At 68.6% G+C, this 20,116-nt stretch carries 20 protein-coding genes, 1 pseudogene and 1 riboswitch; of the genes and pseudogenes, 12 read left to right on the top strand and 9 right to left on the bottom strand.

The features are described from left to right. Nucleotides 1-591: 591 nt before the first annotated feature. The 3 genes from OG963_RS10700 (at nt 592) to OG963_RS10690 (ending at nt 2,090) form a co-directional block, all read left to right on the top strand. Nucleotides 592-1,140, top strand: coding sequence for a 2'-5' RNA ligase family protein (locus tag OG963_RS10700; protein ID WP_371798815.1), 549 nt, complete (start codon nt 592-594; stop codon nt 1,138-1,140). 81 nt (nt 1,141-1,221) lie between these two features. Beyond that, nucleotides 1,222-1,728 carry a hypothetical protein gene (locus OG963_RS10695; protein WP_093776089.1) on the top strand — a complete coding sequence of 169 codons (507 nt, stop codon included), beginning with the start codon at nt 1,222-1,224 and terminating at the stop codon, nt 1,726-1,728. Between the two features lie 77 nt (nt 1,729-1,805). Next, complete coding sequence (locus tag OG963_RS10690; protein WP_371798814.1) at nt 1,806-2,090, top strand: hypothetical protein; 285 nt, start codon at nt 1,806-1,808, stop codon at nt 2,088-2,090. Between the two features lie 353 nt (nt 2,091-2,443). Here OG963_RS10690 and OG963_RS10685 read toward each other — a convergent pair whose 3' ends face one another. The 4 genes and pseudogenes from OG963_RS10685 to OG963_RS10670 form a co-directional block, all read right to left on the bottom strand. Then, complete coding sequence (locus tag OG963_RS10685; protein WP_371798813.1) at nt 2,444-2,872, bottom strand: DUF2750 domain-containing protein; 429 nt, start codon at nt 2,870-2,872, stop codon at nt 2,444-2,446. A 119-nt stretch (nt 2,873-2,991) separates the two neighbouring features. Continuing rightward, entirely contained in the window at nt 2,992-3,450 is a 459-nt protein-coding gene (locus OG963_RS10680) for a hypothetical protein (protein WP_371798812.1), read from the bottom strand. A 619-nt stretch (nt 3,451-4,069) separates the two neighbouring features. Then, nucleotides 4,070-4,183 (bottom strand): annotated as a pseudogene (locus tag OG963_RS10675) (NUDIX hydrolase); the annotation flags it as partial. Nucleotides 4,184-4,627: 444 nt separating this feature from the next. Next, entirely contained in the window at nt 4,628-4,789 is a 162-nt protein-coding gene (locus OG963_RS10670) for a hypothetical protein (RefSeq protein ID WP_371798811.1), read from the bottom strand. Nucleotides 4,790-6,022: 1,233 nt separating this feature from the next. Here OG963_RS10670 and OG963_RS10665 point away from each other — a divergent pair. The 5 genes from OG963_RS10665 (at nt 6,023) to OG963_RS10645 (ending at nt 13,142) form a co-directional block, all read left to right on the top strand. Then, a complete protein-coding gene (locus OG963_RS10665; protein ID WP_093776104.1) occupies nt 6,023-7,507 on the top strand; it encodes an aldehyde dehydrogenase family protein in 1,485 nt (494 codons plus the stop codon). 21 nt (nt 7,508-7,528) lie between these two features. Beyond that, nucleotides 7,529-9,055, top strand: coding sequence for a GMC family oxidoreductase (locus OG963_RS10660; RefSeq protein ID WP_093776106.1), 1,527 nt, complete (start codon nt 7,529-7,531; stop codon nt 9,053-9,055). Then, nucleotides 9,055-10,104 (top strand): glycine betaine/L-proline ABC transporter ATP-binding protein, encoded by a 1,050-nt coding sequence (locus tag OG963_RS10655; protein ID WP_093930212.1) that lies wholly within the window; start codon nt 9,055-9,057, stop codon nt 10,102-10,104. Before OG963_RS10660 ends, OG963_RS10655 begins: the two co-directional genes overlap by 1 nt. A gap of 112 nt (nt 10,105-10,216) precedes the next feature. Continuing rightward, complete coding sequence (locus OG963_RS10650; protein WP_093776222.1) at nt 10,217-12,175, top strand: proline/glycine betaine ABC transporter permease; 1,959 nt, start codon at nt 10,217-10,219, stop codon at nt 12,173-12,175. Between the two features lies 1 nt (nt 12,176). Then, entirely contained in the window at nt 12,177-13,142 is a 966-nt protein-coding gene (locus tag OG963_RS10645; RefSeq protein ID WP_093776110.1) for an ABC transporter substrate-binding protein, read from the top strand. Between the two features lie 97 nt (nt 13,143-13,239). Here OG963_RS10645 and OG963_RS10640 read toward each other — a convergent pair whose 3' ends face one another. From OG963_RS10640 to OG963_RS10620, 5 genes are all read right to left on the bottom strand, one after another. Further along, nucleotides 13,240-13,911 carry a hypothetical protein gene (locus tag OG963_RS10640; RefSeq protein ID WP_371798810.1) on the bottom strand — a complete coding sequence of 224 codons (672 nt, stop codon included), beginning with the start codon at nt 13,909-13,911 and terminating at the stop codon, nt 13,240-13,242. A 304-nt stretch (nt 13,912-14,215) separates the two neighbouring features. Next, nucleotides 14,216-14,407 carry a hypothetical protein gene (locus tag OG963_RS10635; protein ID WP_143020004.1) on the bottom strand — a complete coding sequence of 64 codons (192 nt, stop codon included), beginning with the start codon at nt 14,405-14,407 and terminating at the stop codon, nt 14,216-14,218. Nucleotides 14,408-14,491: 84 nt separating this feature from the next. Then, nucleotides 14,492-15,847, bottom strand: coding sequence for a ferric reductase-like transmembrane domain-containing protein (locus tag OG963_RS10630; protein ID WP_256223633.1), 1,356 nt, complete (start codon nt 15,845-15,847; stop codon nt 14,492-14,494). 111 nt (nt 15,848-15,958) lie between these two features. Beyond that, entirely contained in the window at nt 15,959-16,129 is a 171-nt protein-coding gene (locus OG963_RS10625) for a hypothetical protein (protein WP_371798809.1), read from the bottom strand. Nucleotides 16,130-16,197: 68 nt separating this feature from the next. After that, the gene (locus OG963_RS10620) at nt 16,198-16,503 is read right to left on the bottom strand and encodes a hypothetical protein (RefSeq protein ID WP_143136444.1); all 306 of its coding nucleotides are present in this window, start codon (nt 16,501-16,503) and stop codon (nt 16,198-16,200) included. Nucleotides 16,504-16,532: 29 nt separating this feature from the next. On the opposite strand from OG963_RS10620, the gene OG963_RS10615 reads away from it, so the two are divergent. The 4 genes from OG963_RS10615 (at nt 16,533) to OG963_RS10600 (ending at nt 20,000) form a co-directional block, all read left to right on the top strand. Then, nucleotides 16,533-16,673 (top strand): hypothetical protein, encoded by a 141-nt coding sequence (locus OG963_RS10615; RefSeq protein ID WP_176902266.1) that lies wholly within the window; start codon nt 16,533-16,535, stop codon nt 16,671-16,673. A gap of 284 nt (nt 16,674-16,957) precedes the next feature. Beyond that, a riboswitch (cobalamin riboswitch) is annotated at nt 16,958-17,041 on the top strand. A gap of 120 nt (nt 17,042-17,161) precedes the next feature. Then, nucleotides 17,162-18,217: an iron ABC transporter permease gene (locus OG963_RS10610; protein ID WP_030916380.1), complete on the top strand. Its 1,056-nt coding sequence runs from the start codon at nt 17,162-17,164 to the stop codon at nt 18,215-18,217. Nucleotides 18,218-18,219: 2 nt separating this feature from the next. Next, nucleotides 18,220-18,984: a heme ABC transporter ATP-binding protein gene (locus tag OG963_RS10605; protein WP_093776120.1), complete on the top strand. Its 765-nt coding sequence runs from the start codon at nt 18,220-18,222 to the stop codon at nt 18,982-18,984. A gap of 8 nt (nt 18,985-18,992) precedes the next feature. Further along, nucleotides 18,993-20,000, top strand: a complete 1,008-nt coding sequence (locus OG963_RS10600; RefSeq protein ID WP_093776122.1) for an ABC transporter substrate-binding protein — start codon at nt 18,993-18,995, stop codon at nt 19,998-20,000. Nucleotides 20,001-20,116: the final 116 nt, after the last annotated feature.

The following is a 20,116-nucleotide window of genomic DNA, read 5'->3' as shown; positions in this document are numbered from 1 at the left end:
ACGAGAAGCCTCCCGATCACCCCACCGAGGAAGGCACAGAGCACCGTAATCATGCGCGAAGTAAAACAGGCGGCCTACTCGTCGATAATGGGTTGGGCGCGCCTCGGACCTGACATGGCCCACCACGCGCCCCAGCTTCCATCCCGTCTGTAGACGTCGTCTTCCTGTGGTCGCCCGACGTCTCTACGCGCAGTCTGAGCACTGCTCGCGGGACCGTTGATCGCGACGCTCAGACCGGTCCGGACAACAAGGAAGCCCCGGGCCAATGGCCCGGGGCTCTTGCGTGGAGCGGGTGACGAGAATCGAACTCGCGCTCTGAGCTTGGGAATCACCGGCACATACCCAAAGAGTTCGCTGCTGACCTGCGAAAATGCCCCTTGATGGCACTGGCCCGCGGGATTCAAGACACTCCCTTTGGCCGTGGCTGACCGCCGCATCTGGTCCGCTCCGGGCGAGGTTCGAGAGCGGTGTCCTGGTTGAACGCGAGGAGGTTACTGCTGTCCGAAACCGGTGGTGCAAACGGAAGCCGTCCGAGATCATCCAGCCATGTCCCAAGACGAGTCTGGACGTTACCGAGCAGGTCGGACCGCCTTGCTCGCCACCGTGGCAGAAGCCGAACCGCTGGTTGAGCACTGGCGTCGGCGATTCGACGCCTCCGCAGCAGCCGGGGTTCCCGCCCACGTGACGGTACTCTTCCCGTTCCTCGACATCAGTCTCGTCAATGCCGCGGTCGTCGGTGATCTCGCAACCCTGATCGCCGGCCATGATCCCTTCACGGTCCGGTTCGACGAGTGCGGCCGCTTCCCTGACGTGCTTTATCTGGCGCCGGCCCCGGACCGGCCGCTTCGCGCGCTGACCGAGTCAATTGCCGCGCGATGGCCGGAGACGCCGCCCTACGGGGGACAGTTCGCCGAGGTCATCCCGCACCTGACCGTCGCCCATGGGCAGCCGCCCCGAGTGCTCGACGAGGTGGAGGCAGAGCTGACCCACCGGCTACCCGCCACCGCGACGATCTCGTCGGTGAGTCTGTTCGTGAGTGACGGACAAAGTTGGCGGCACCACACGGAGTTTCCGATGCTCGGCGCATCGGGCATCACCTCACTTCGCCGGCCCAGCAGCGAGTCGATCCACAACTCCTGACAATTGCTCGTCAGCACGGTTGCCGTGCCTCTCTGCTGTGCCGCATCTCCGGCTGTCGGTGCTGCATGGCACTGTGCCGCCATGACGACAACGACAGAGCTCACCCTCTTCGCCGACTACTTTCAGATACACGTATCCGACGCGGATTCGGACGGTGATCTGAGCGACGCATGGACGGACCAGGCCGTTGTCGATGACCTCGCGGTTGCACAGGATGCGCTGGGCATCGGCACGGCGGTCAACGTCAACGTGTCCGTCACTGTTGTCGTCCTGTCTCAGGAGCCGAGTGATGACAGCTCGGAATTCGATCACGTGGTTGAGGCCAGTCTCGACGTGTCGTTGGGTCGCCTGATGATTCTGGGCTGCATGGACTACGCCCCCGATGCGGCTACGTTCGAGGTCCCACCAGGCTGGAATCGCGTCCGCGTGTCCCGGAGCAACTTGGCTCGGGCGGCTCAGGCCGACGTCGACTCCGACGAGAGCCCTGAAACCAGTGAGAAGATCCGTATTCAGGTGTGGCGAGCCCCGGAATTTCCATCAAGGATCATCAAGCGATGGTCGCAGCGCGGCGCTGATCTCGAGGTATAGGTCGGCCGAGTCTTCATGGCTGGCTGTGGCAGCACCCAACGGTTGACTCGGGCACCTTCGTACGTCACGATCGCCGCGTGATCACCATCGCCGCCGGGTCAGCTCCCTTTGTGTCGGCCTTCATACTCGTTGTCAGCATGGTGTTCCTCTGCCTCGGCGTCTTCTTTCTCTCCGAGCGGGGTTCTGCCTGGGCTCGCAACCGGGTCGAGAAGCAGCGCGTACACCAACCCGGGTCGGGCCCCGGTCCGTTGGCATGGGCACACGGCCACGAAGCGCGACTCACTCGACTCCTCGCGATCATTTGGGTAGTTGCTGGCTCCGTCATCGCCCTCGTCTGCATCGCCGTGCTCGCCCTCGGTTGAGTGGGCTTCTTGGGCCAGAACTCACTTCGTCGCTGCTTCTACGTCGGCCGACGTCACGGCCGGAGAGCACTACTGCACCTGAACTCGTGATGTCGGCACGGCGGGCCTGACCTCCGAGTGGGTCAGGTCCGCCAGACGGTGAGCCGCCCACCCGGGCAGGCGCCTTCCCAGGCATCCGGATCCTGAAGGGGACGGGTCAAGCAGCGGTGCCGCGCCAGGTCCGATCGCTCGGCCGGAGTCAACTTCCTCGTCTCGCAGAGGAGGTCCTGGTCTGAGTCGGGCTCCTCGTCGACGTCGAAGTGGAAGGCGGCATCGTAGCGGCTACGCCGCCGTGGTTCCCCGTTGTTCCCCGCTCATCTCCAACCGATCGGGCACGGATGGGGCACGCCGGGGTCGCTCGCCTGACCGGAGGCCGGTGCTGGCCCGGCGGAAGATTCGCCGAGCGCGTGGGTAAGGCGGTTGATCACCTCGGGGACGGTGAAGCTCCATCCGACCAACCGCGGGCCCGACCAATTGATCCCGACGAGCAACTGTTCGTCGGCCAGGTCCGTATGGTCGACATTGCGCCAGTAATCCAACGTCAGAGACTCGACTCGAAGGTTTCCACCCCAGAGCTCGGCTGCTCGTCTCGCGCGTGCGGCTGTGGACCAGAACGGAGCTGATCGCCGTCCGCTGGAGTCCATCGGGGCAGGGCTGCCGGCATCGTCGCGTACGAACCAAACTGTCCGCTCTCGCGCGACGTCTCGGAAGAATGCAGCTGCTTGGGCACCGCTCTGGCTCACGGCTCCAGAGAGTAGCAAGCGCACGAGAGGGCGCGTGATCAGTACTTCTGGGTCTTGATACCGAATCTCGCGACCTGGGTTTTCGCTGGTCGCTGCGGGAAGGGTCGGTCACTTGGTGATCATTCGCAGCGTTCGACAGCGTCGGGTTGCAGTCGTACCTCCTGCACTTGATAGCAATCCGAGTAGAGGGTGGCGATGATCGCGCCGCATTTGCACACAAGGTTGGGACCCCACTCGCCGTCCATCCCGCAGCAGTAGCCGCGGCGCATCGAGATGCCGGGGTGCTCTTCCAGACCGAGGCCATCGTCGGGGTTGAGCACTATGGTGCCGCTCGGACCGGACTCCACCAGGAAGCCGGACGACTCATCCAGCACGTACGGCGGGCCGGACGGTTCGGGATCGACCGCAAATGTCCCCGGAGGCATCCGCACGATCGGTTCAGTGGAATGCCCGCCTGCGTCCGGTGACGACGCCTCCGGCCGGTACCACCCTTCATCTACGTCAGAGTCCGGTAGAGAGCGCTCAGTGACCGACGGCGTTACCGCACGGTGGCAGCTACGGCACTGGAAAACCGTCATCAAGGCACTCGTTTCTTCGATTGCTATCGGCGCAGGTGCCCACGCGGTCGGTGAAGTCTCAATAGCTGAGTCAAACCAGAGACGCCCTGCTCTGCCAAGCCGAGGCCCGTATTGAGACGCGACTGTCGTCAAATGATGCCGTCAAAAGGCCCCGGACCATGATCGGCCCGGGGTCTTTTGCCTGGTGCTCCGGCAGGATTCGAACCCTGCGGCACCCGCTTTAGGAGTTCTACCAACTGAACGGGCCGCCTGGGTGCCAAGCCCGTGGCAGGGCACGGCGAGTGTTCTGGGAGGCGCTGAGGACCGGGTCAGTGTGCTGACGCTGCCGTCAGAAACCGCCGTCGCCCTTCATCTCGTCTGTGGCTGTGTCGACTTGCTCGATGGATTCGACCTCTGCGCGGAGGTGGTCGAGGCGGGTCTCCTGCCCGGGTTCGGCCTGAAGCCGACTTGCGGGCCCGGGCGGCGGCCTGCGCCGTCAGTCGGCCTCGGTCAGTCCGTGCGGTGCTGCGGTTCGCACTGCCCGGAGTCGCTCTTGGTGAGAGCTGTGCGCGCGGCCTGCAGCAGTTCTTCGGAGATCGGGCTGCCATCGTCGCGGCTCATTTGGGGTGAGGCTCCACGATCACTGAGTCCTGGCCAGTCGGTGGTCGTCATGGCTCCGGACATGGGGGCCGGCCCCGTCGAGAGCGTCCAGGAGGCGGATCGCGTAGACCTCGGACATCCGCCCAGTGATCTCTTTACGGCTTGCAGTTGGCAGTCCTGCGCGCAGCAGCATCCGGTGTTCCGGGGCGAACCGGAACTCCCAGCGCTCCTCGACCTGATCGAGTTCCCGCTCGCTCATGCCTCGTTTGACCTCGACTCGGGCAGGAAGCGTGGCAGGCAATGCGGGGGCGTTTTCTGAGGTCGGCGGGTTCCCGGGAATGGTCGGAGCCATGCGTGGAACGGTAGGACACCTGTGGGACAGGTGCCAGGGGGATTGCACGGAGACCTCAGCTTGCGAAGCGGTGTTGCCGGGAGGTGCGTTTTACCTGGGCGAACGCCTGGCACGCGGCTCCGACGGGCGCGATTGCCTTCACCGTGAGTTCCCGCTGTTGCCCGCTCTATCTGGTGCGGTTGTGGTGCGCGGTCTCGTCAGCGGCCTCGGTTCGACATGACTGCGCGGGCACGCTGGCCGGGTGTTTCAGATACGCTGCTTGGCCGCGAGCACCAAGTGGGCGATGCCGTCGCGAGTGCGCTGTCTGCGCTCGTCGAGTTCGCTTCGGCTATCCGTCTTGTAGAGGTCCGTCACGTCAGTGAGTACGGCTTCCGCGGATTGGCTCAGAGCCTGGTCCTCCGTGAGCATCTGCAGGCGAAACAACGCCTCTTGGGCGCGCGATCGGAGGTCGTAGGCGCGGATTCGTACCTGGTCTGCGTCTTCGGGTGGCGGCTGCTCGTGGACGCAGAACCACAGGTGCACCAGACATCGCCGGTAGTTGACCAGGCGCCGGCGTAGGCCGAGTAGGCATCGAGACGTTCCTGTCTGAGCCTCTCGCGGCCTGTGAACTCGTGGTTCTTCTCGGCTGTGCGCTGCTGAAATGCAAGGGTGATCCCTGAGCCAAGCAGGGTGCCCAGGACGGCTATGGCGCTCGCGATGATGGCTTCCACACCACAAGCTGATCACGTGTCGCCTATGTCGGTGGGCCGTTGGCCCAAGTCAGGTGCTGCCAACGGGCCTCGCCATCCGCAGCGCGGTCGCCAGGTCGAGCCGCGGAACGCCTACCGGTCCTTCAACCGCATCGCTGACTCCGCCGGCGTCAGGGGCGTCCGGCTGCACGACTGGTGGCCTGCACTGCCGTACGGCGGGCGAGTAATTGTCCATACAGCCGACGGGCTCGGACGCGATGGCGGCAAGCCTGCGGACCGGCAAGGAATACTGGCGCTACGGGCGAGACAGACGCTCGTCGCCGCATCAGGGCCGACCTGCTCGTCCTCGACGCGGGCACCGGACGTCTGCTCCACACCCTGCGTCTGCCGACCATGGCCGTGCCCGATGGCGATGACTACGACGTGAAGCTCGATGTCGGTGCGTTCGCCGACGGGGCGGGGTGGCCATCAGCCGGCGAGGCGAAGAAGGGGACCTGCTGATCGCCACGGACTGACCCCTCCCGCGTGGCGGGTACCTCGCCATCACCCTGCGGACCGGGCTTGGTGGCGCGCGGCAGCATTCTGGATGAGGTCAGCGGAGTCTTGACGGTGAGGTATGGCTGTCCACGGTCTTGAGAGCCGTCGCGACGGCGATGTCACCGTAGGTCCAAATCCCACATCCACCGCAGGTGAGCGGCCCCCGACCAGGTGAAGCGGTCGGGGGCCGTACTCATGTGCGCTGTCCGTCGATCCCCGTGGTTCCCCTTGAGTTCCCGGTCGATCGGCCCGGCAGGGGCACGGTCACGTCGGCGCCTCCGCAGCAGCCCACACGCGTGAGCCGAGTCACTTTCGGTCAATCGTTGCGCATGGCTTTCACCTTCCGGGGAAGAGGACCAGATCACTGGGATGCCCCCTTATCAGACAAACCAGCTCAAGAAGGTCGAGGATCAACGTGTCTGCACAAAAGACCATCCACGTGGGTGGGGAGTGGCGAGAAGCCGCTTCCGGCGCCACGCGCGAGATTCTCGACCCTGTCGACGCGACGGCGTTCGCCGTCGTCGCGGAGGGTGGCGTCGCGGACACGGACGCCGCCGTCGCCGCAGCCAGAGCGGCCTTCGACAAGGGGCCCTGGCCGCACACGCCTGTCGCGGAGCGGGCGGCACTGCTCAGACGGGTGGCCGACCTGCTGGAGCGCGACCGGGAGAAGATCGGCGCTCTGGAGTGCCGGGACGCCGGCAAGACGCTCGAAGAGGGACGCGTCGACGTGGACTGCGTGCGCGACGCCTTCCGCTACTTCGCCGACCTCGTCATGAACGAGAGCGGCGGACGCGTCGTCGACGCCGGATCCGACGAGATTCACAGCGTAGTCGTGCACGAGCCCGTCGGAGTCTGCGGACTCATCACTCCATGGAACTACCCTCTGCTCCAGGCCAGTTGGAAGATCGCTCCCGCACTGGCCGCGGGCAACACTTTTGTGATCAAGCCCAGTGAGATCACGCCGCTGACCACCGTCGCCCTCGTCGCGCTGCTCGTCGAGGCCGGACTGCCCGCAGGTGTGGCCAACATCGTCACCGGTGCGGGCGCCACCGTCGGTGCCCGGATCGCCGACCACCCCGACGTCGACCTCGTCTCCTTCACGGGCGGACTCGCCAGCGGTACGAAGGTGATGCGGGCCGCCGCGGACACCGTCAAGAAGGTCGCGCTCGAACTCGGCGGCAAGAACCCCAACGTGGTGTTCGCGGACGCGTGCGCCACCGACGACGGCTTCGACACCGCCGTCGACCAGGCACTGAACGCCGCCTTCATCCACAGCGGGCAGGTCTGCTCCGCCGGTTCCCGGCTGATCATCGAGGAGTCGGTCCGCGACCGCTTCGTCACCGAACTCGCCCGGCGGGCAGCGAGGATCCGTATCGGCCGGGGCACCGACGACGGTGTCGAATGCGGTCCTCTCGTCTCCGAGCAGCAACTCGTCAGGACCGAGGAGTTCGTGGCCTCCGCTCTGAAGGAGGGTGCGGTGCTGCGGGCCGGCGGCGAGCGTCCCGAAGGCCCCGGATACTTCTATCGGCCCACGGTTCTGGACCACTGCGACCGGTCCATGCGCGTCGTGCGCGAGGAGATCTTCGGGCCGGTCCTGACCGTCGAGACCTTCCGTACCGAGGACGAGGCCGTCGCCCTCGCGAACGACACCCAGTACGGACTCGCCGGTGCCGTGTGGACTGCGGACACGGGCCGCGGGCGCCGGGTCGCGGGCCGACTGCGCCACGGCACCGTCTGGATCAACGACTTCCACCCCTACCTTCCGCAGGCGGAGTGGGGCGGCTTCGGGAAGTCCGGCATCGGCCGGGAGCTGGGCCCGACAGGGCTGGCCGAGTACCGCGAGGCCAAGCACATCTACCAGAACCTCGCCCCACGCCCTGTGCGCTGGTTCGCGGGCTGAACGGGAGCAGAGGCGGAGAACATGACCGACTACGACTACGTCATCGTCGGGGGCGGCACCGCAGGTTCGGTGATCGCCTCCCGGCTCACCGAGAACCCGGACATCACCGTTGCCCTCATCGAGGGCGGACCGAGCGACGTGGGTCGGGACGACGTCCTGACCCTGCGCCGCTGGATGGGCCTCCTCGGCGGTGAGCTGGACTACGACTACCCCACCACCGAGCAGCCCCGCGGCAACTCGAACATCCGCCACAGCCGGGCCCGGGTGCTCGGCGGCTGTTCGTCCCACAACACCCTCATCGCCTTCAAGCCGCTGCCGTCCGACTGGGACGAGTGGGCCGAGGCGGGCGCGGCCGGCTGGGACGCGGCGTCGATGGACCCGTACTTCCACAAGCTGCGTAACAACATCGTCCCCGTCGACGAGGCCGACCGGAACGCCATCGCCCGCGACTTCGTCGACGCGGCGCAGACCACGCTCGGGGTGCCGCGTGTCGAGGGCTTCAACAAGGCGGCCTTCCGGGACGGCGTCGGCTTCTTCGACCTCGCCTACCATCCTGAGAACAACAAGCGTTCCTCGGCGTCGGTGGCGTATCTGCACCCCTTCCTCGACCGCCCGAACCTCCATATCGCCCTGGAGACCTGGGCGTTCCGGCTGGAGCTGGAAGGAACGCGCGCGACCGGTGTGCACGTGCGGACCAAGGACGGTGCGGAGCGGCTCGTGCGGGCACGGCGGGAAGTGGTGGTGTGCGCCGGTGCGGTGGACACCCCGCGGCTGCTGATGCACTCCGGCATCGGGCACCGCGAGGAGCTGGAGAAGCTCGGCATCCCCGTGGTGCACGACCTGCCGGGTGTCGGCGAGAACCTGCTCGACCATCCCGAGTCCGTCATCGTCTGGGAGACGCACGGGCCGATCCCCGAGAACTCGGCGATGGACAGCGACGCCGGGCTCTTCGTACGGCGGGATCCGAACAGCCAGGGCCCCGACCTGATGTTCCACTTCTACCAGATCCCGTTCACCGACAATCCCGAGCGCCTCGGCTACGAGCGGCCCGCGCACGGCGTGTCGATGACGCCGAACATCCCGAAGCCGAAGAGCCGCGGGCGGCTGTACCTGACCAGTCCCGACCCCGAGGTCAAACCCGCACTCGACTTCCGGTACTTCACCGACGAGGACGACTACGACGGCCGCACGCTCGTCGACGGGATCAGGATCGCCCGCGAGATCGCAGCGCAGGAGCCGCTGGCCGGCTGGCTGAAGCGCGAGGTCTGCCCCGGGCCCGAGATCACCTCCGACGAGGACATCAGCGAGTACGCGCGCAAGGTCGCGCACACCGTCTACCACCCCGCCGGAACCTGCCGCATGGGCTCGGCCGACGACGAACTCGCCGTCGTCGAACCCGACTTGAGCATCCGAGGCCTCGACGGCATCCGGATAGCCGACGCGTCCGTCTTCCCGACGATGACGACCGTCAACCCGATGATCTGCGTGCTGATGGTCGGGGAGAAATGCGCAGATCTGCTCGGTGCCACTCCTGGGGGTCATGCCTGATGAACACGCCGCCGCACGTTTTCTCCGTACGCGACCTGTGGAAGGTGTTCGGTCCCAAGGCCGACCGCGTCCCGGGTGACACCGAACTCGGTGCACTCACCCCGGCTGAGCTGCGAGAGCGCACCGGCTGCACCGCAGCTGTGCGCGACGTCTCGTTCGACGTCCGCAAGGGCGAGGTATTCGTCGTGATGGGCCTGTCCGGGTCCGGCAAGTCCACGCTCGTGCGCTGCCTCACCCGGCTCATCGAGCCGACGTCCGGTGAGATCACCATCGACGGCGAGGACGTACTGTCGATGGACGCCGGCCGGCTGCGCGAACTGCGCCGCCACCGCGCCGCCATGGTCTTCCAGCACTTCGGCCTGCTGCCGCACCGCTCGGTCATCGACAACGTGGCCTACGGGCTCGAGATCCAGGGCATGGGTCGCACGCAGCGGCGCGAACGGGCAGCCGAGTTCATTGCCAAGGTCGGCCTCGACGGCATGGAGAACCGCCGTCCCGGACAGCTCTCCGGCGGTCAGCAGCAGCGGGTCGGACTTGCGCGTGCGCTCGCCGTCGACCCCGAAGTGCTCCTGTTCGACGAGCCGTTCAGCGCGCTCGACCCACTGATCCGCCGCGACATGCAGGAGGAAGTCGTACGCCTGCACCGCGAGGAGGGCCGCACGATGGTCTTCATCACCCATGACCTGAACGAGGCGCTCAAGCTCGGCGACCGCATCGCGCTCATGCGCGACGGACGGATCGTGCAGCTGGGCACTCCGGAGGAGATCGTGGGGACGCCCGCCGACGACTACGTACGGGACTTCGTGCGCGACGTGCCACGTGAACAGGTCCTGACGGTGCAGACAGCCATGCGTCCCGCCGACGGTGAGGAGAGCACCTCGGGCCCGGCGCTTGCACCCGGTACCACGGTCTCCGAGGCGATCGAGGCGGTCGTCCGCACCGGCAGGACGGCACGTGTGGTCGACGACGGCCGCTGCCTGGGCGTGGTCGACCACGCCTGCCTGCTCGGCGTCGTAGCCGGGATACCGGCCGTGAAGGAGGCTGCGTGATGCATGTCAGTACCTCCCCGGCTCCGCCGGGTCATACGTCAGCCGGCCCGTCCGCGCCGGAATGCCGGGCCGCCGCACCGGCCTCCCGGCCCACGAGCGGGGGGTGGCCGCGATGACCGCCACCGTCACCACCGCGCGTACCGCCGGGCTGGACGCCTCCACGACGGCCTCCTCCTTCGCGCGGCACCGCACCGGCGTCGTGCTGGTCGGCGCCCTCGCACTGCTGATACTCGGCGCCTTCCTCATCGGCGGCGGGACATGGCCCGCGAGCCTCACCGTCGATCTGACCGGTCCGCTCGGCGACGTCAGCGACTGGATCATCGACAACCGCGACACCCACCCGCTGTTCCTCTACTTCTTCGGGCACATCAGCAACGCCGTCGTGCTGTCCGTACGCGGCGTCTACCTGGTCCTGCTCGCGGCCGGCTGGGCCGGTGTCACAGCCGCCGCCGGTCTGATCGCCTGGCGGGTCGCAGGCATCCGGCTCGCACTCACCGCCGTCGCCGCGTTCATCCTCTGCGCACTGCTCGGCATGTGGGTGCCCACGATGCAGACCCTCGCGCTGATGGTCGTCGCCGTGCTGGCCTCGGTGATCCTCGGAGCGCTGCTCGGCCTGGCCGCCGGTCTGTCCGACCGGGTCTTCCGCTCTCTGCGCCCGGTACTCGACACCATGCAGGTCATGCCGGCCTTCGCGTACCTGCTGCCGGTCGTGCTGGTCTTCGGTATCGGGGTGCCCGCCGCCGTCCTCGCGACCGTCATCTACGCGGCACCTCCGATGGCCCGGCTGACCGCGCTCGGACTGCGTGACGCCGACGCCGGCGTCATGGAGGCAGCGGCCTCGCTCGGCGCGACGGGACGGCAGCGACTCCTCACCGCCCGGCTTCCGCTCGCCCGCAAGGAACTGCTGCTCGGCCTCAACCAGACGATCATGATGGCCCTGTCGATGGCCGTCATCGCCTCCGTGATCGGCGCGGGCGGCCTCGGTGACCGCGTCTACCAGGCCCTCGCCTCCGTCGATGTCGGCGCCGCGCTCGCCGCAGGAATTCCGATCGTGCTGCTCGCCGTCGTCCTCGACCGGGTCACCGCCGCGGCCGGCAACCGCATCGGCACCGCCCCGCAGGCCGGGCCCGCCTGGTCAGGCTGGGCCGTCGTGGTGGCCGGCACCGTTGGCGCCGCCGTCGTGGCACGGCTCGCCTCCAAGCCGACCTGGCCCGATGCCTGGACCGTCGGCATCGCCGAGCCGGTCAATGAGGCCGTCGGCTGGATGACCGACCACCTCTACTCCGGCGTGCCCGTCATCGGCGGCACGGCGGACTGGGCCGCCCACTTCACCACCTGGATCCTCGATCCGGTACGTGACGGGCTCCAGTGGCTGCCCTGGTGGGCACTGCTCCTGCTGGTCGCCGTACTCGCCATGATGATCGGCACATGGCGCACCACGCTGACCGCCGTCCTCGCGATGGCCGCGATCGGCGTACTCGGCGTCTGGGACCCGGCGCTCAACACGCTCTCCCAGGTGCTGGCCGGCGTCGCCGTCACCCTGGTGATCGGTTTCGCCGTCGGTATCGCCGCTTCCCGGAGCGAGCGGGTGGAACGCCTGCTGCGTCCGGTGCTCGACGTGTTCCAGACGATGCCGCAGTTCGTCTACCTCATCCCTGTGGTCGCTCTGTTCGGCGTCGGCCGCGCACCGGCGGTGGCCGCCGCCGTCATCTACGCGCTGCCCGCCGTCGTCCGCATCACCACGCAGGGGATGAACAGCGTCGACCCCGTCGTCATGGAGTCCTCGCGTTCGCTCGGCGCCACCGGGATGCAGCAGCTGCGCAAGGTCCAGCTGCCGTTGGCCCGCCCGGCACTGCTGCTCGCCGTCAACCAGGGAGTCGTCCTCGTACTCGCCGTCGTCGTCATCGGTGGTCTCGTCGGCGGAGGCGCTCTCGGCTACGACGTCGTGTTCGGCCTCGCCCAGGGCGACCTCGCGACCGGACTGGTCGCAGGTGCCGCGATCGTCTGCCTCGGCCTGATGCTCGACCGTGTCACGCAGCCGACACAGCGCCGCACCGGAAAGGGGGCCTGACATGGCTCGTCTGCGCACACCTCTGATCGCGCTCGTCAGCGCCGCCGGTCTCGTCGCCGTTGCCGGCTGCGGGGCGGCGGACATGACGCGCCAGCCCTCTCCGTTCGCCAACGCGCAGGGCGCCAAGACCGTGACGCTCTCGGTCCAGTCGTGGGTCGGCGCCCAGGCGAACACCGCCGTGGCCCAATACCTCCTCGAACACGAGCTGGGCTACCGCGTCGACACCGTTCAGATCGACGAGGTGCCCGCCTGGGACGCCCTCAGTCAAGGCCGGGTGGACGCCATCCTGGAGGACTGGGGCCATCCGGACCAGGAGGCCCGGTACGTCAAGGACAAGAAGACGATCACGCCCGGCGGGGACCTCGGGGTCACCGGGCACATCGGCTGGTTCGTCCCCACGTACTTCGCCAAGGCGCACCCCGACGTCACCGACTGGAAGAACCTCAACAAGTACGCGGACCAGTTCCGCACCGCCGAGAGCGGCGGCAAGGGCCAGTTGCTGGACGGCTCTCCGTCGTACGTCACCAACGACAAGGCGCTCGTGCGGAATCTCGGCCTGGACTATCAGGTCGTGTTCTCGGGCTCCGAGGCGGCGCAGATCACCCAGATCAAGCAGTTCGCCAAGGAGAAGAAGCCGTTCCTCACCTACTGGTACAAGCCGCAGTGGCTGTTCGAGAAGGTGCCGATGACGGAGATCGAACTGCCTCCGTACAAGGACGGCTGCGACGCCGACGCGGAGAAGGTCGAGTGCGCCTATCCGCACACGCCGCTGAAGAAGTACCTCAACGCGCGCTTCGCCGGCGACGGCGGCAAGGCGGCGCAGTTCCTCAAGAACTTCTCCTGGGGCACCGAGGAGCAGAACGAGGTGGCTCTGATGATCGCCGATCAGAAGCTCACACCTCAGGAGGCGGCAAAGAAGTGGGTCGACAAGCACGAGTCGACGTGGCGCGCCTGGCTGCCCAAGTGACCTCTCCGGGCAGGGCGTCGCCGCTCGACCAGCCGTCCCTCACCTGCGGGCAGGTGGCTTCCTCCGAACTGTTGGTCGCAACGCGCGGTCTGCCCCTCTACAGGAGGCAGACGTCCGGAAGCAGCGGGAGGTGGAGGTCGACGAGGCCGTCGCACTTGTCCGGCTTCTGAGGCGCTGTCGGCTTCGGCGTGGGAGGCGGTGGCGTCGGGGTGGGGGACGGGTTCGGGCCGGGTGCGGTGGTCCCGGGCGGACCGGGTACAACCGTGTTGCCCGGGGCCGGGCTGTCCTCGGTGGGCTCGGCTCGGTCCTCGCCGCCGGAGGCGGGCGCGCTGCTGGTCCCAGGGGCGGGCTCCCCATCGACGGGGGTAACCGATTCGGGGCCGGAGAACGGGCGCGCGTCGCCGTCGTCATCAGGGTCAGCTGTGCCGCCTCCCTCTTCGCCGGGGCTGTGCTCCGCATCCTGACCGTCCCCCTTCCCGTCCTGGCCGGCGTCCGGAACGGAGCCGGAGGCAGTGGCGGGCGGAGCGGCGGTGGCTGTACGGGGCGTGCTCCCGCCTGACGTCAGGGCGAGCGCGCCGGCGACGGCGACAGCGGCGGCGGTCACTGTGATGGTGGCCGTGCGATATCCCCTCCAGGCGGACCGGGCTCGGTCGCCCCGCAGTCGGGTGAGGCTCTCGCGATTTCTCTGATGCATCCAGTGGAGGAGGAATACCGCCAGGGCGACGGCCCCCAGGATTCCGGCCAGTACGTCTGCCACAGCTGCCCCCAAGACACTGAATGGTGACTTGGGGTACATGCTTGTTTTCCGAGGGTAATTTTTCTGGGCATATTCGAATCCGTGACCCTACCGTGACATAGGGTCACCCGGCCGCTGCTGCGGCGGCATCGGTGCCGAGCGCGGATCGAGACCAGCCGTGGGCGGTCCCGAGTGTCGGGTGAGCCGGTCGGCTCCCCTCCTTCGAACTCTCCACCGGACGCCGGCCGGCCGCAGCCCACCATGTGGTCCTGGCCCACCTTCGGGCCTGACCACTGGCGCGGCGAGCACGTTCCGGGAGGACGCGTGCACCCGCCGGTCATTCCCGGGATGGCTGAGCTACGTCTGTGGTCCCGCCGGTGGCCGTCCGGTCGGGGGAGGGCGGGGCGGCCGGCTGGACCACCACGGTGAGCAGGGTGGCGGTGAGCGCGCTCGCGACGGCGAGCGCGGTGGCAAGGCGGCGACGCGCCTCTTCGTCGGTACGGCGGCTCGGTCTGCGATGGCGTGCCACGGGGGTGGGCTCCTGGGAGTACTCGTACGCGGGATTTCGGCCGGGGTCCGGCTGGGAGACCGGGGCACGGGCGTGGGACAGCCCTTAGACGAACGTGAAGCATTCGCTGTGGATCCGGCTCACCGGTACCCCCGCCCGCAGCAGCGCCGCGGTCGCCGCTTCGGACATGCCGGGGGGCCCGCACAGATACACATCGTGCTCCGTGAGTCCGGGCACGAGATGGCGCAGGGCCTGCGGGGCGAGCGGGTCGAAGGCCGCGTCGGAGGGGCCGAGCAGATAGTGCAGCGCTGCCCCGCGTGCCCGGGCGATCTCTTCCAGCTCACTGCGCAGCACGAGTTGGGTGGCGTCTCCGGCGCGGTACAGGAGCGTGAGGTCTCCCGGGTCGCCGGGCAGCGCCTCGAACAGCGCCCGCATCGGCGTGATCCCCACGCCTCCCGCCAGCAGCAGCACCTTGCGCCGGGTGCGGCGGTGTGCGGTCATCGCCCCGAACGGCCCGGTGGACAACACCCGGGTGCCCGGCCGGAGGCGGCGCATCCGGCGGGTGTGGTCGCCGATCGTCTTGACGGTGACGCGCAGGGTGTCGTCGCGGACGGGCGCGGACAACGAGAACGGCAGGGCGGTGTGCCACAGCCTGCGTTGCAGGAACCGCCAGCGAAAGAACTGGCCTGCCTCTGCGCGGAGTTCGTCGAGGTCGGTTCCCCGCATCACGACGGAGATGACGTCCGGGCCTTCCCGGTGCACCGCCATGACGCGCAGACCGTGGCGCAGCGCCTGCCGTACGGGGACGACGGCCCGGTACCAGAGCAGCAGAATGCCGACGGTCGTATGAAGCATCGCCCACACCCACACGGCCAGGACGCTGCCCGCGATGTCGGGCCCAGCCAGCTGGTGCGCGAAGGCGAGCGCCGCGCCGAGGTAGGTGAGCAGGTGGACGGCCCGCCAGGTCTCGTGCCGTACCCGGCGGCGTACGGCACGGGCGGAGGCGGCCCCGACGGTGATGAGCAGCGCCGTTCCGGCCGTGGCGGCCGCGATGCCGCCGTAGCCGAGGAGTTCCGCGGTGGCGTCGAACAGATCGGCGCCGGTGTGGGCGGCGTAACCGCACAGGGCGAGCAGGGCGTGCCCGAGGCACAGGCCGAGGACGTGTCGGCCACCGTGCGCATGCCACCGGGCGAGACGGTCGGCGCCGACGCCGTGCTCGATCGCGGGCACTCGCGCCATCAGTAGCAGCATGACCAGGATGCCGTACCCGGCGAGCAGTCCACTGAGGTGTGCGCCGCTGGCGAAGACCGCATCCAGTCGAGCCGATGGCTCGACCTGGAGGGCCCACATCAGAACGACTCCCAGGGCGCCGGCCATGACCGCGTCCCGGAGGACCCGGGGCGATATCCGTGGCGACGGAGTGGGCAGGGTGCTGCGGCGTTCGGCCGCCTTGATCGTCACGTCGTCAACCTAGGGCCGCCGCGGGCGGAGAAGGAGCTGGTCGGCGGCGTACGGGAGGTTCTTAAGGTGGCCTTGAGCAAGCGCTGACCACGGGTTAATGCTGAGACACGGCTACGCGATACGGCCCACGACGCGGGCGCTGTCGGGAACACCGAATCGCTGAAGCCGGCCCTCCGGACCCGGGTGCCGACGAGGGCGCAGCGGCCCGGCCCACACCTCGGACGATGTGCGGTAGCCGTCGGCCGACGCGGTCAGCTCCGTGGTGCCGGTCCGTTCGGCCATGACCACCGACACCGCTGCGTGGGCCTCCGCCAGGCGTTACGAGCCGACGGCGTACGGGTCATCCGCCGTCAGTTCCACTCCACCGCGGGGATTCCGCGGTGCGGAACCTCCGTCTGTGCCTCGATGGCGCCAGGGAAGAGGACGCAGGCTGCAGGTCGCGGTTCGGCGAGCGGCGTGAGCAGGGTGACGTGGTCCGGGCCGGGCATTCCGGCCGGTAGGTGGACGATGGGCCGTGCAGGATCGGCGGAGCCGTTGGTCACCACGAGCCGGAACCGGCTGCCGGCCTCGGCGAACTGGGCGATGAGATGAGGGCCACCGGTCACCAGCGGCCAGGCCGCCGATCCGCCCGCCACGCGGTTCAGTACCGCGTGCACGACTGCCTGGGCCTGGTCGCTGCGCGGCGGTGACCATCCGCATTCCTGCCCACGGCATCACCGAGCGGCGCGACGCCTGCCACCTCGACACCCGCAGCCGCGAGCCGCTCCAGGAACCGGACCAGGGCGCGTCAGCACCTCTGCCGCTGACCACAACCGTGTGGGACTGATGAGAGCGGAGTGCACTGAAGCCTCCCTGATACCCGGCGTACGGATAGCTCCACAGAGCCTCATCGAGCAGCTCCAAGATGATCCCCTTCGCCGCCGGGTGCCCCTGCTGGGCGATGTTCACGATCAGCGGGACCGCGACCCCTGCCGCTGAGCAATTCCACCGCCGCCGAGCCCCGAGCCGGCCTCCGGCGCCTGTACCAGGCGACTTCCGCCGCGCAGCACCCGTGAACACCGCCTTACCGGTCGACGGCCCTCATTTGTTAAGCTCCCCGCGCCTCCCGCGGGGGAAGTCCGGTGAGAATCCGGCGCTGACCCGCAACGGTGTGCGTGGGGGACCCCGTGGTCTCTCGCGCGAGCCCGATCGCCCGAGGGTGGCGCGACCCATTGACTGCTCGCCGAGGACTGCGAGAGGGGACCGCACGGCCGGCACGGTCGTCCGGGCTGCTCGACGTACATCAGGCGGCCCCAGGCGAAGGACCGCCCGATCGTGCGCCGAAGTCCCACCGTTCGTCGAATATCCGTGGCGCCTCTGGTCGCCGGGCTGGGGCTGGCACTCGTCGTCTCGCTGGGGTGCGGGGTCGGTCTCGGGGCCGCCGGGATCGGGTGGGGGAGTGTTCTGCGGTTTCTGTGGGCCGGGCTGACCGGCGGGACCGTGCACGCCGGTGACGTGGCCGCCTACACCATCGTCTGGGAGATCCGGCTGCCGCGGGTCGTGCTGGGCGCCGTGGTCGGGGCGGGGCTCGCGTCCGTGGGCGTAGCCGTGCAGGCCATGGTCCGCAACGCGCTCGCCGATCCGTTCGTGCTGGGCATCTCCTCGGGCGCGGCGGTGGGCGCCAACGCGGTCATCCTCATGGGGGCGTTCGCGGGGCTGGGCGTCTGGGCCCTTTCGGTGTCGGCGTTCGGTTCGGCGCTGGCGGCGATGGCTCTCGTGTACGCGGCTGCCAGTTCCCCGCGGGGGCTCACCCCGCTGCGACTGATTCTGACCGGGACCGCGATGGCGTACGGCTTCGAGGCCGTCACCACTGTGATGGTGTTCGGCGCGGCCCGCGGCGAGGCGGCCCGTTCGGCGATGATGTGGCTGCTCGGGAGCCTGGGCGGGGCTACCTGGCCGCAGGTGCCGCTCGCGGCTGTGACCGTGGCGGTGGGGTGGGCGTGGCTGCGGTGGCGGGCCGAGTCGCTCAACGCGCTCGCGATGGGCGACGACACCTCCGCCGCGCTGGGCGTCCGACCGGAGCGGCTGCGCAGGGAGTTGTTCCTCGTCACCGCTGCCGTGACGGGTACGGTCGTCGCGGTCAGCGGGGCCATCGGTTTCGTGGGGCTGATGGTCCCCCACGTCGCACGGATGCTCGTCGGCGCCGACCACCGGAGGGTGCTGGCCGTGGCTCCGCTCGCCGGGGCCGTCCTGCTGGTGTGGGCGGACGTGCTCTCCCGGCTCCTGCTCGCGCCCGCCGAGTTGCCCGTCGGAGTGGTCACGGCCGTGGTCGGGGTACCCGCCTTCCTGCTGCTCATGCGGCGCGGCGGCTATGCGTTCGGAGGCCGCTGACCATGAGGCTCGAAATCGAAGGCGTGACGGTCGAGGCCGCCGGGGCGCGGATCGTTGACGACATCCACCTCACCGTGGAAAGCGGTGCGTTCGTCGGCCTGGTCGGCCCCAACGGGAGCGGCAAGTCGACACTGCTGCGTTGTGTGTACCGGGCGCTACGCCCGGCCGAGGGAGTGGTGCGCCTCGACGGCGACGACATCCACGCCATGGATTCCCGCGCCGTCGCCCGGGTACTGGCCGTGCTGCCGCAGGAGTCCTCGGCCGAGTTCGACTTCACCGTCACCGAAGTGGTCGCCATGGGGCGACTGCCGCACCGCGGCCGTACGGCGGTCTCGGACCGGGAGATATGCGCCGAGGCCATGAGCCGCACGGGCGTCACCCACCTCGCCGACCGGGGATTCCTGGCCCTGTCCGGCGGCGAGAAGCAGCGCGTCCTCATCGCCCGGGCGCTCGCCCAGCGGCCGAAGGTGCTTGTCCTGGACGAGCCCACCAACCACCTGGACATCGCCCATCAGCTGGATGTGCTGTCCCTGGTGCGGGGCAGTGGCCTGACGGTGCTGGCGGCGCTGCACGACCTCAACCTCGCCGCGGCGCACTGCGATCTGCTGTACGTCGTCGCCGACGGCCGCGTAGTTGCCTCCGGGCCGCCACGCGACGTCCTCCAACCCGCGTTGCTGGCCGACGTGTTCGGGGTCCGCGCGCATCCCGTACGGCACCCGGAGACCGGTGCGGTCCAGCTCCTGTTCGACCTCCTCCCCACCCCATAAGGACCCCCATGCGCAAGCTGCTCGCCGCTGTCCTCTGCCTCGCCACGACCGCCGCTGTCTCCGGCTGCGGTGCCGACCTCGAATCCTCCTCCAGGGACGACAGGTCGTCCGCGGTCACCCTCACCAACTGCGGCAGGAAGGTGACGTACGACAAGGTCCCGGAGCGTGTCGTCACCAACGACGTCGGGATAACCGAGCTGATGTTCGCGCTCGGTCTGGAGAACCGCATGGCAGGGTTCGCCATGCCCGACGAGAAGGGCGACCTGACCGACGTGCCATGGAAGGACGGCTACGACAAGGCCAAGTGGCTCTCCAAGGACCAGCTCACCAAGGAGAACGTCCTCGACGCGAAGGGCGACTTCGTCTTCGCCGGCTGGAACTACGGTTTCGGCGACGACGACGGCCTCACCCCCGACGCCCTGAAGAAGATCGGCATTCCCTCGTACGTCCTCACCGAGTCCTGCCGCAACGGCCGTACCAAGACCTCGCGCGGCATCATGTCCCCACTGGACGCCCTGTACACCGACCTCACCAACCTCGGGAAGCTCTTCGGTGTCGAGAAGCGCGCGGCCACGCTGATCGCCGGCTTCAAGAAGCAGATCGCCGATGTGCAGGCGCAGGCCCCCGCGGGGACTGACCGCCCCAAGGTCTTCCTCTACGACAGCGGCCAGGACCAGCCCTTCACCTCCGGCCGTTACGCCGCCCCCGAAGAGATCATCGACAAGGCCGGCGGGACCAACGTCATGCACGACCTCGGCGACTCCTGGACAGCCGTCGGCTGGGAGAGCGTCCTCGATCGAGACCCCGACGTCATCGTCATCTGCAACTACGGAGACGTGACCGCCGAACAGAAGAAGAAGTTCCTTCTCTCCTACCCGCCTCTGAAGAACGTCTCCGCGATCAAGCACAAGCGCGTCTTCGTCCTCGACTACGTCGACCTGGTCGAGAGCCCCCGCAACCCGTCGGCCATCGCCCGCCTCGGCGCGTACCTGAGGAGGGTGGCCGAGTCACAGTGAGGGGGAGTCAAGATGCTGGAGCCGGCGGGTCCGGTCGCGAAACACGACTGCGAGCTGGACAGGGTCACCGGCGCGAGACTCTCGGGATCGTCCCGGCGAGGGACAGGGCGATCAGC

It is taken from the genome of Streptomyces sp. NBC_01707 (genome assembly GCF_041438805.1).
GTDB lineage: Bacteria > Actinomycetota > Actinomycetes > Streptomycetales > Streptomycetaceae > Streptomyces.
This window is presented reverse-complemented; position numbering and strand designations above follow the sequence as displayed.

Bases quoted from the DNA above. Each gene is read 5' to 3' on its own strand.
- OG963_RS10660 (WP_093776106.1), top strand. From the start codon at position 7,529: ATGACCGACTACGACTACGTCATCGTCGGGGGCGGCACCGCAGGTTCG.
- OG963_RS10695 (WP_093776089.1), top strand. From the start codon at position 1,222: ATGACGACAACGACAGAGCTCACCCTCTTCGCCGACTACTTTCAGATA.
- OG963_RS10625 (WP_371798809.1), bottom strand. From the start codon at position 16,129: ATGGCCGAACGGACCGGCACCACGGAGCTGACCGCGTCGGCCGACGGC.
- OG963_RS10670 (WP_371798811.1), bottom strand. From the start codon at position 4,789: ATGCTCACGGAGGACCAGGCTCTGAGCCAATCCGCGGAAGCCGTACTC.
- OG963_RS10655 (WP_093930212.1), top strand. From the start codon at position 9,055: ATGAACACGCCGCCGCACGTTTTCTCCGTACGCGACCTGTGGAAGGTG.
- OG963_RS10645 (WP_093776110.1), top strand. From the start codon at position 12,177: ATGGCTCGTCTGCGCACACCTCTGATCGCGCTCGTCAGCGCCGCCGGT.
- OG963_RS10605 (WP_093776120.1), top strand. From the start codon at position 18,220: ATGAGGCTCGAAATCGAAGGCGTGACGGTCGAGGCCGCCGGGGCGCGG.
- OG963_RS10600 (WP_093776122.1), top strand. From the start codon at position 18,993: ATGCGCAAGCTGCTCGCCGCTGTCCTCTGCCTCGCCACGACCGCCGCT.
- OG963_RS10650 (WP_093776222.1), top strand. From the start codon at position 10,217: ATGACCGCCACCGTCACCACCGCGCGTACCGCCGGGCTGGACGCCTCC.
- OG963_RS10680 (WP_371798812.1), bottom strand. From the start codon at position 3,450: ATGACGGTTTTCCAGTGCCGTAGCTGCCACCGTGCGGTAACGCCGTCG.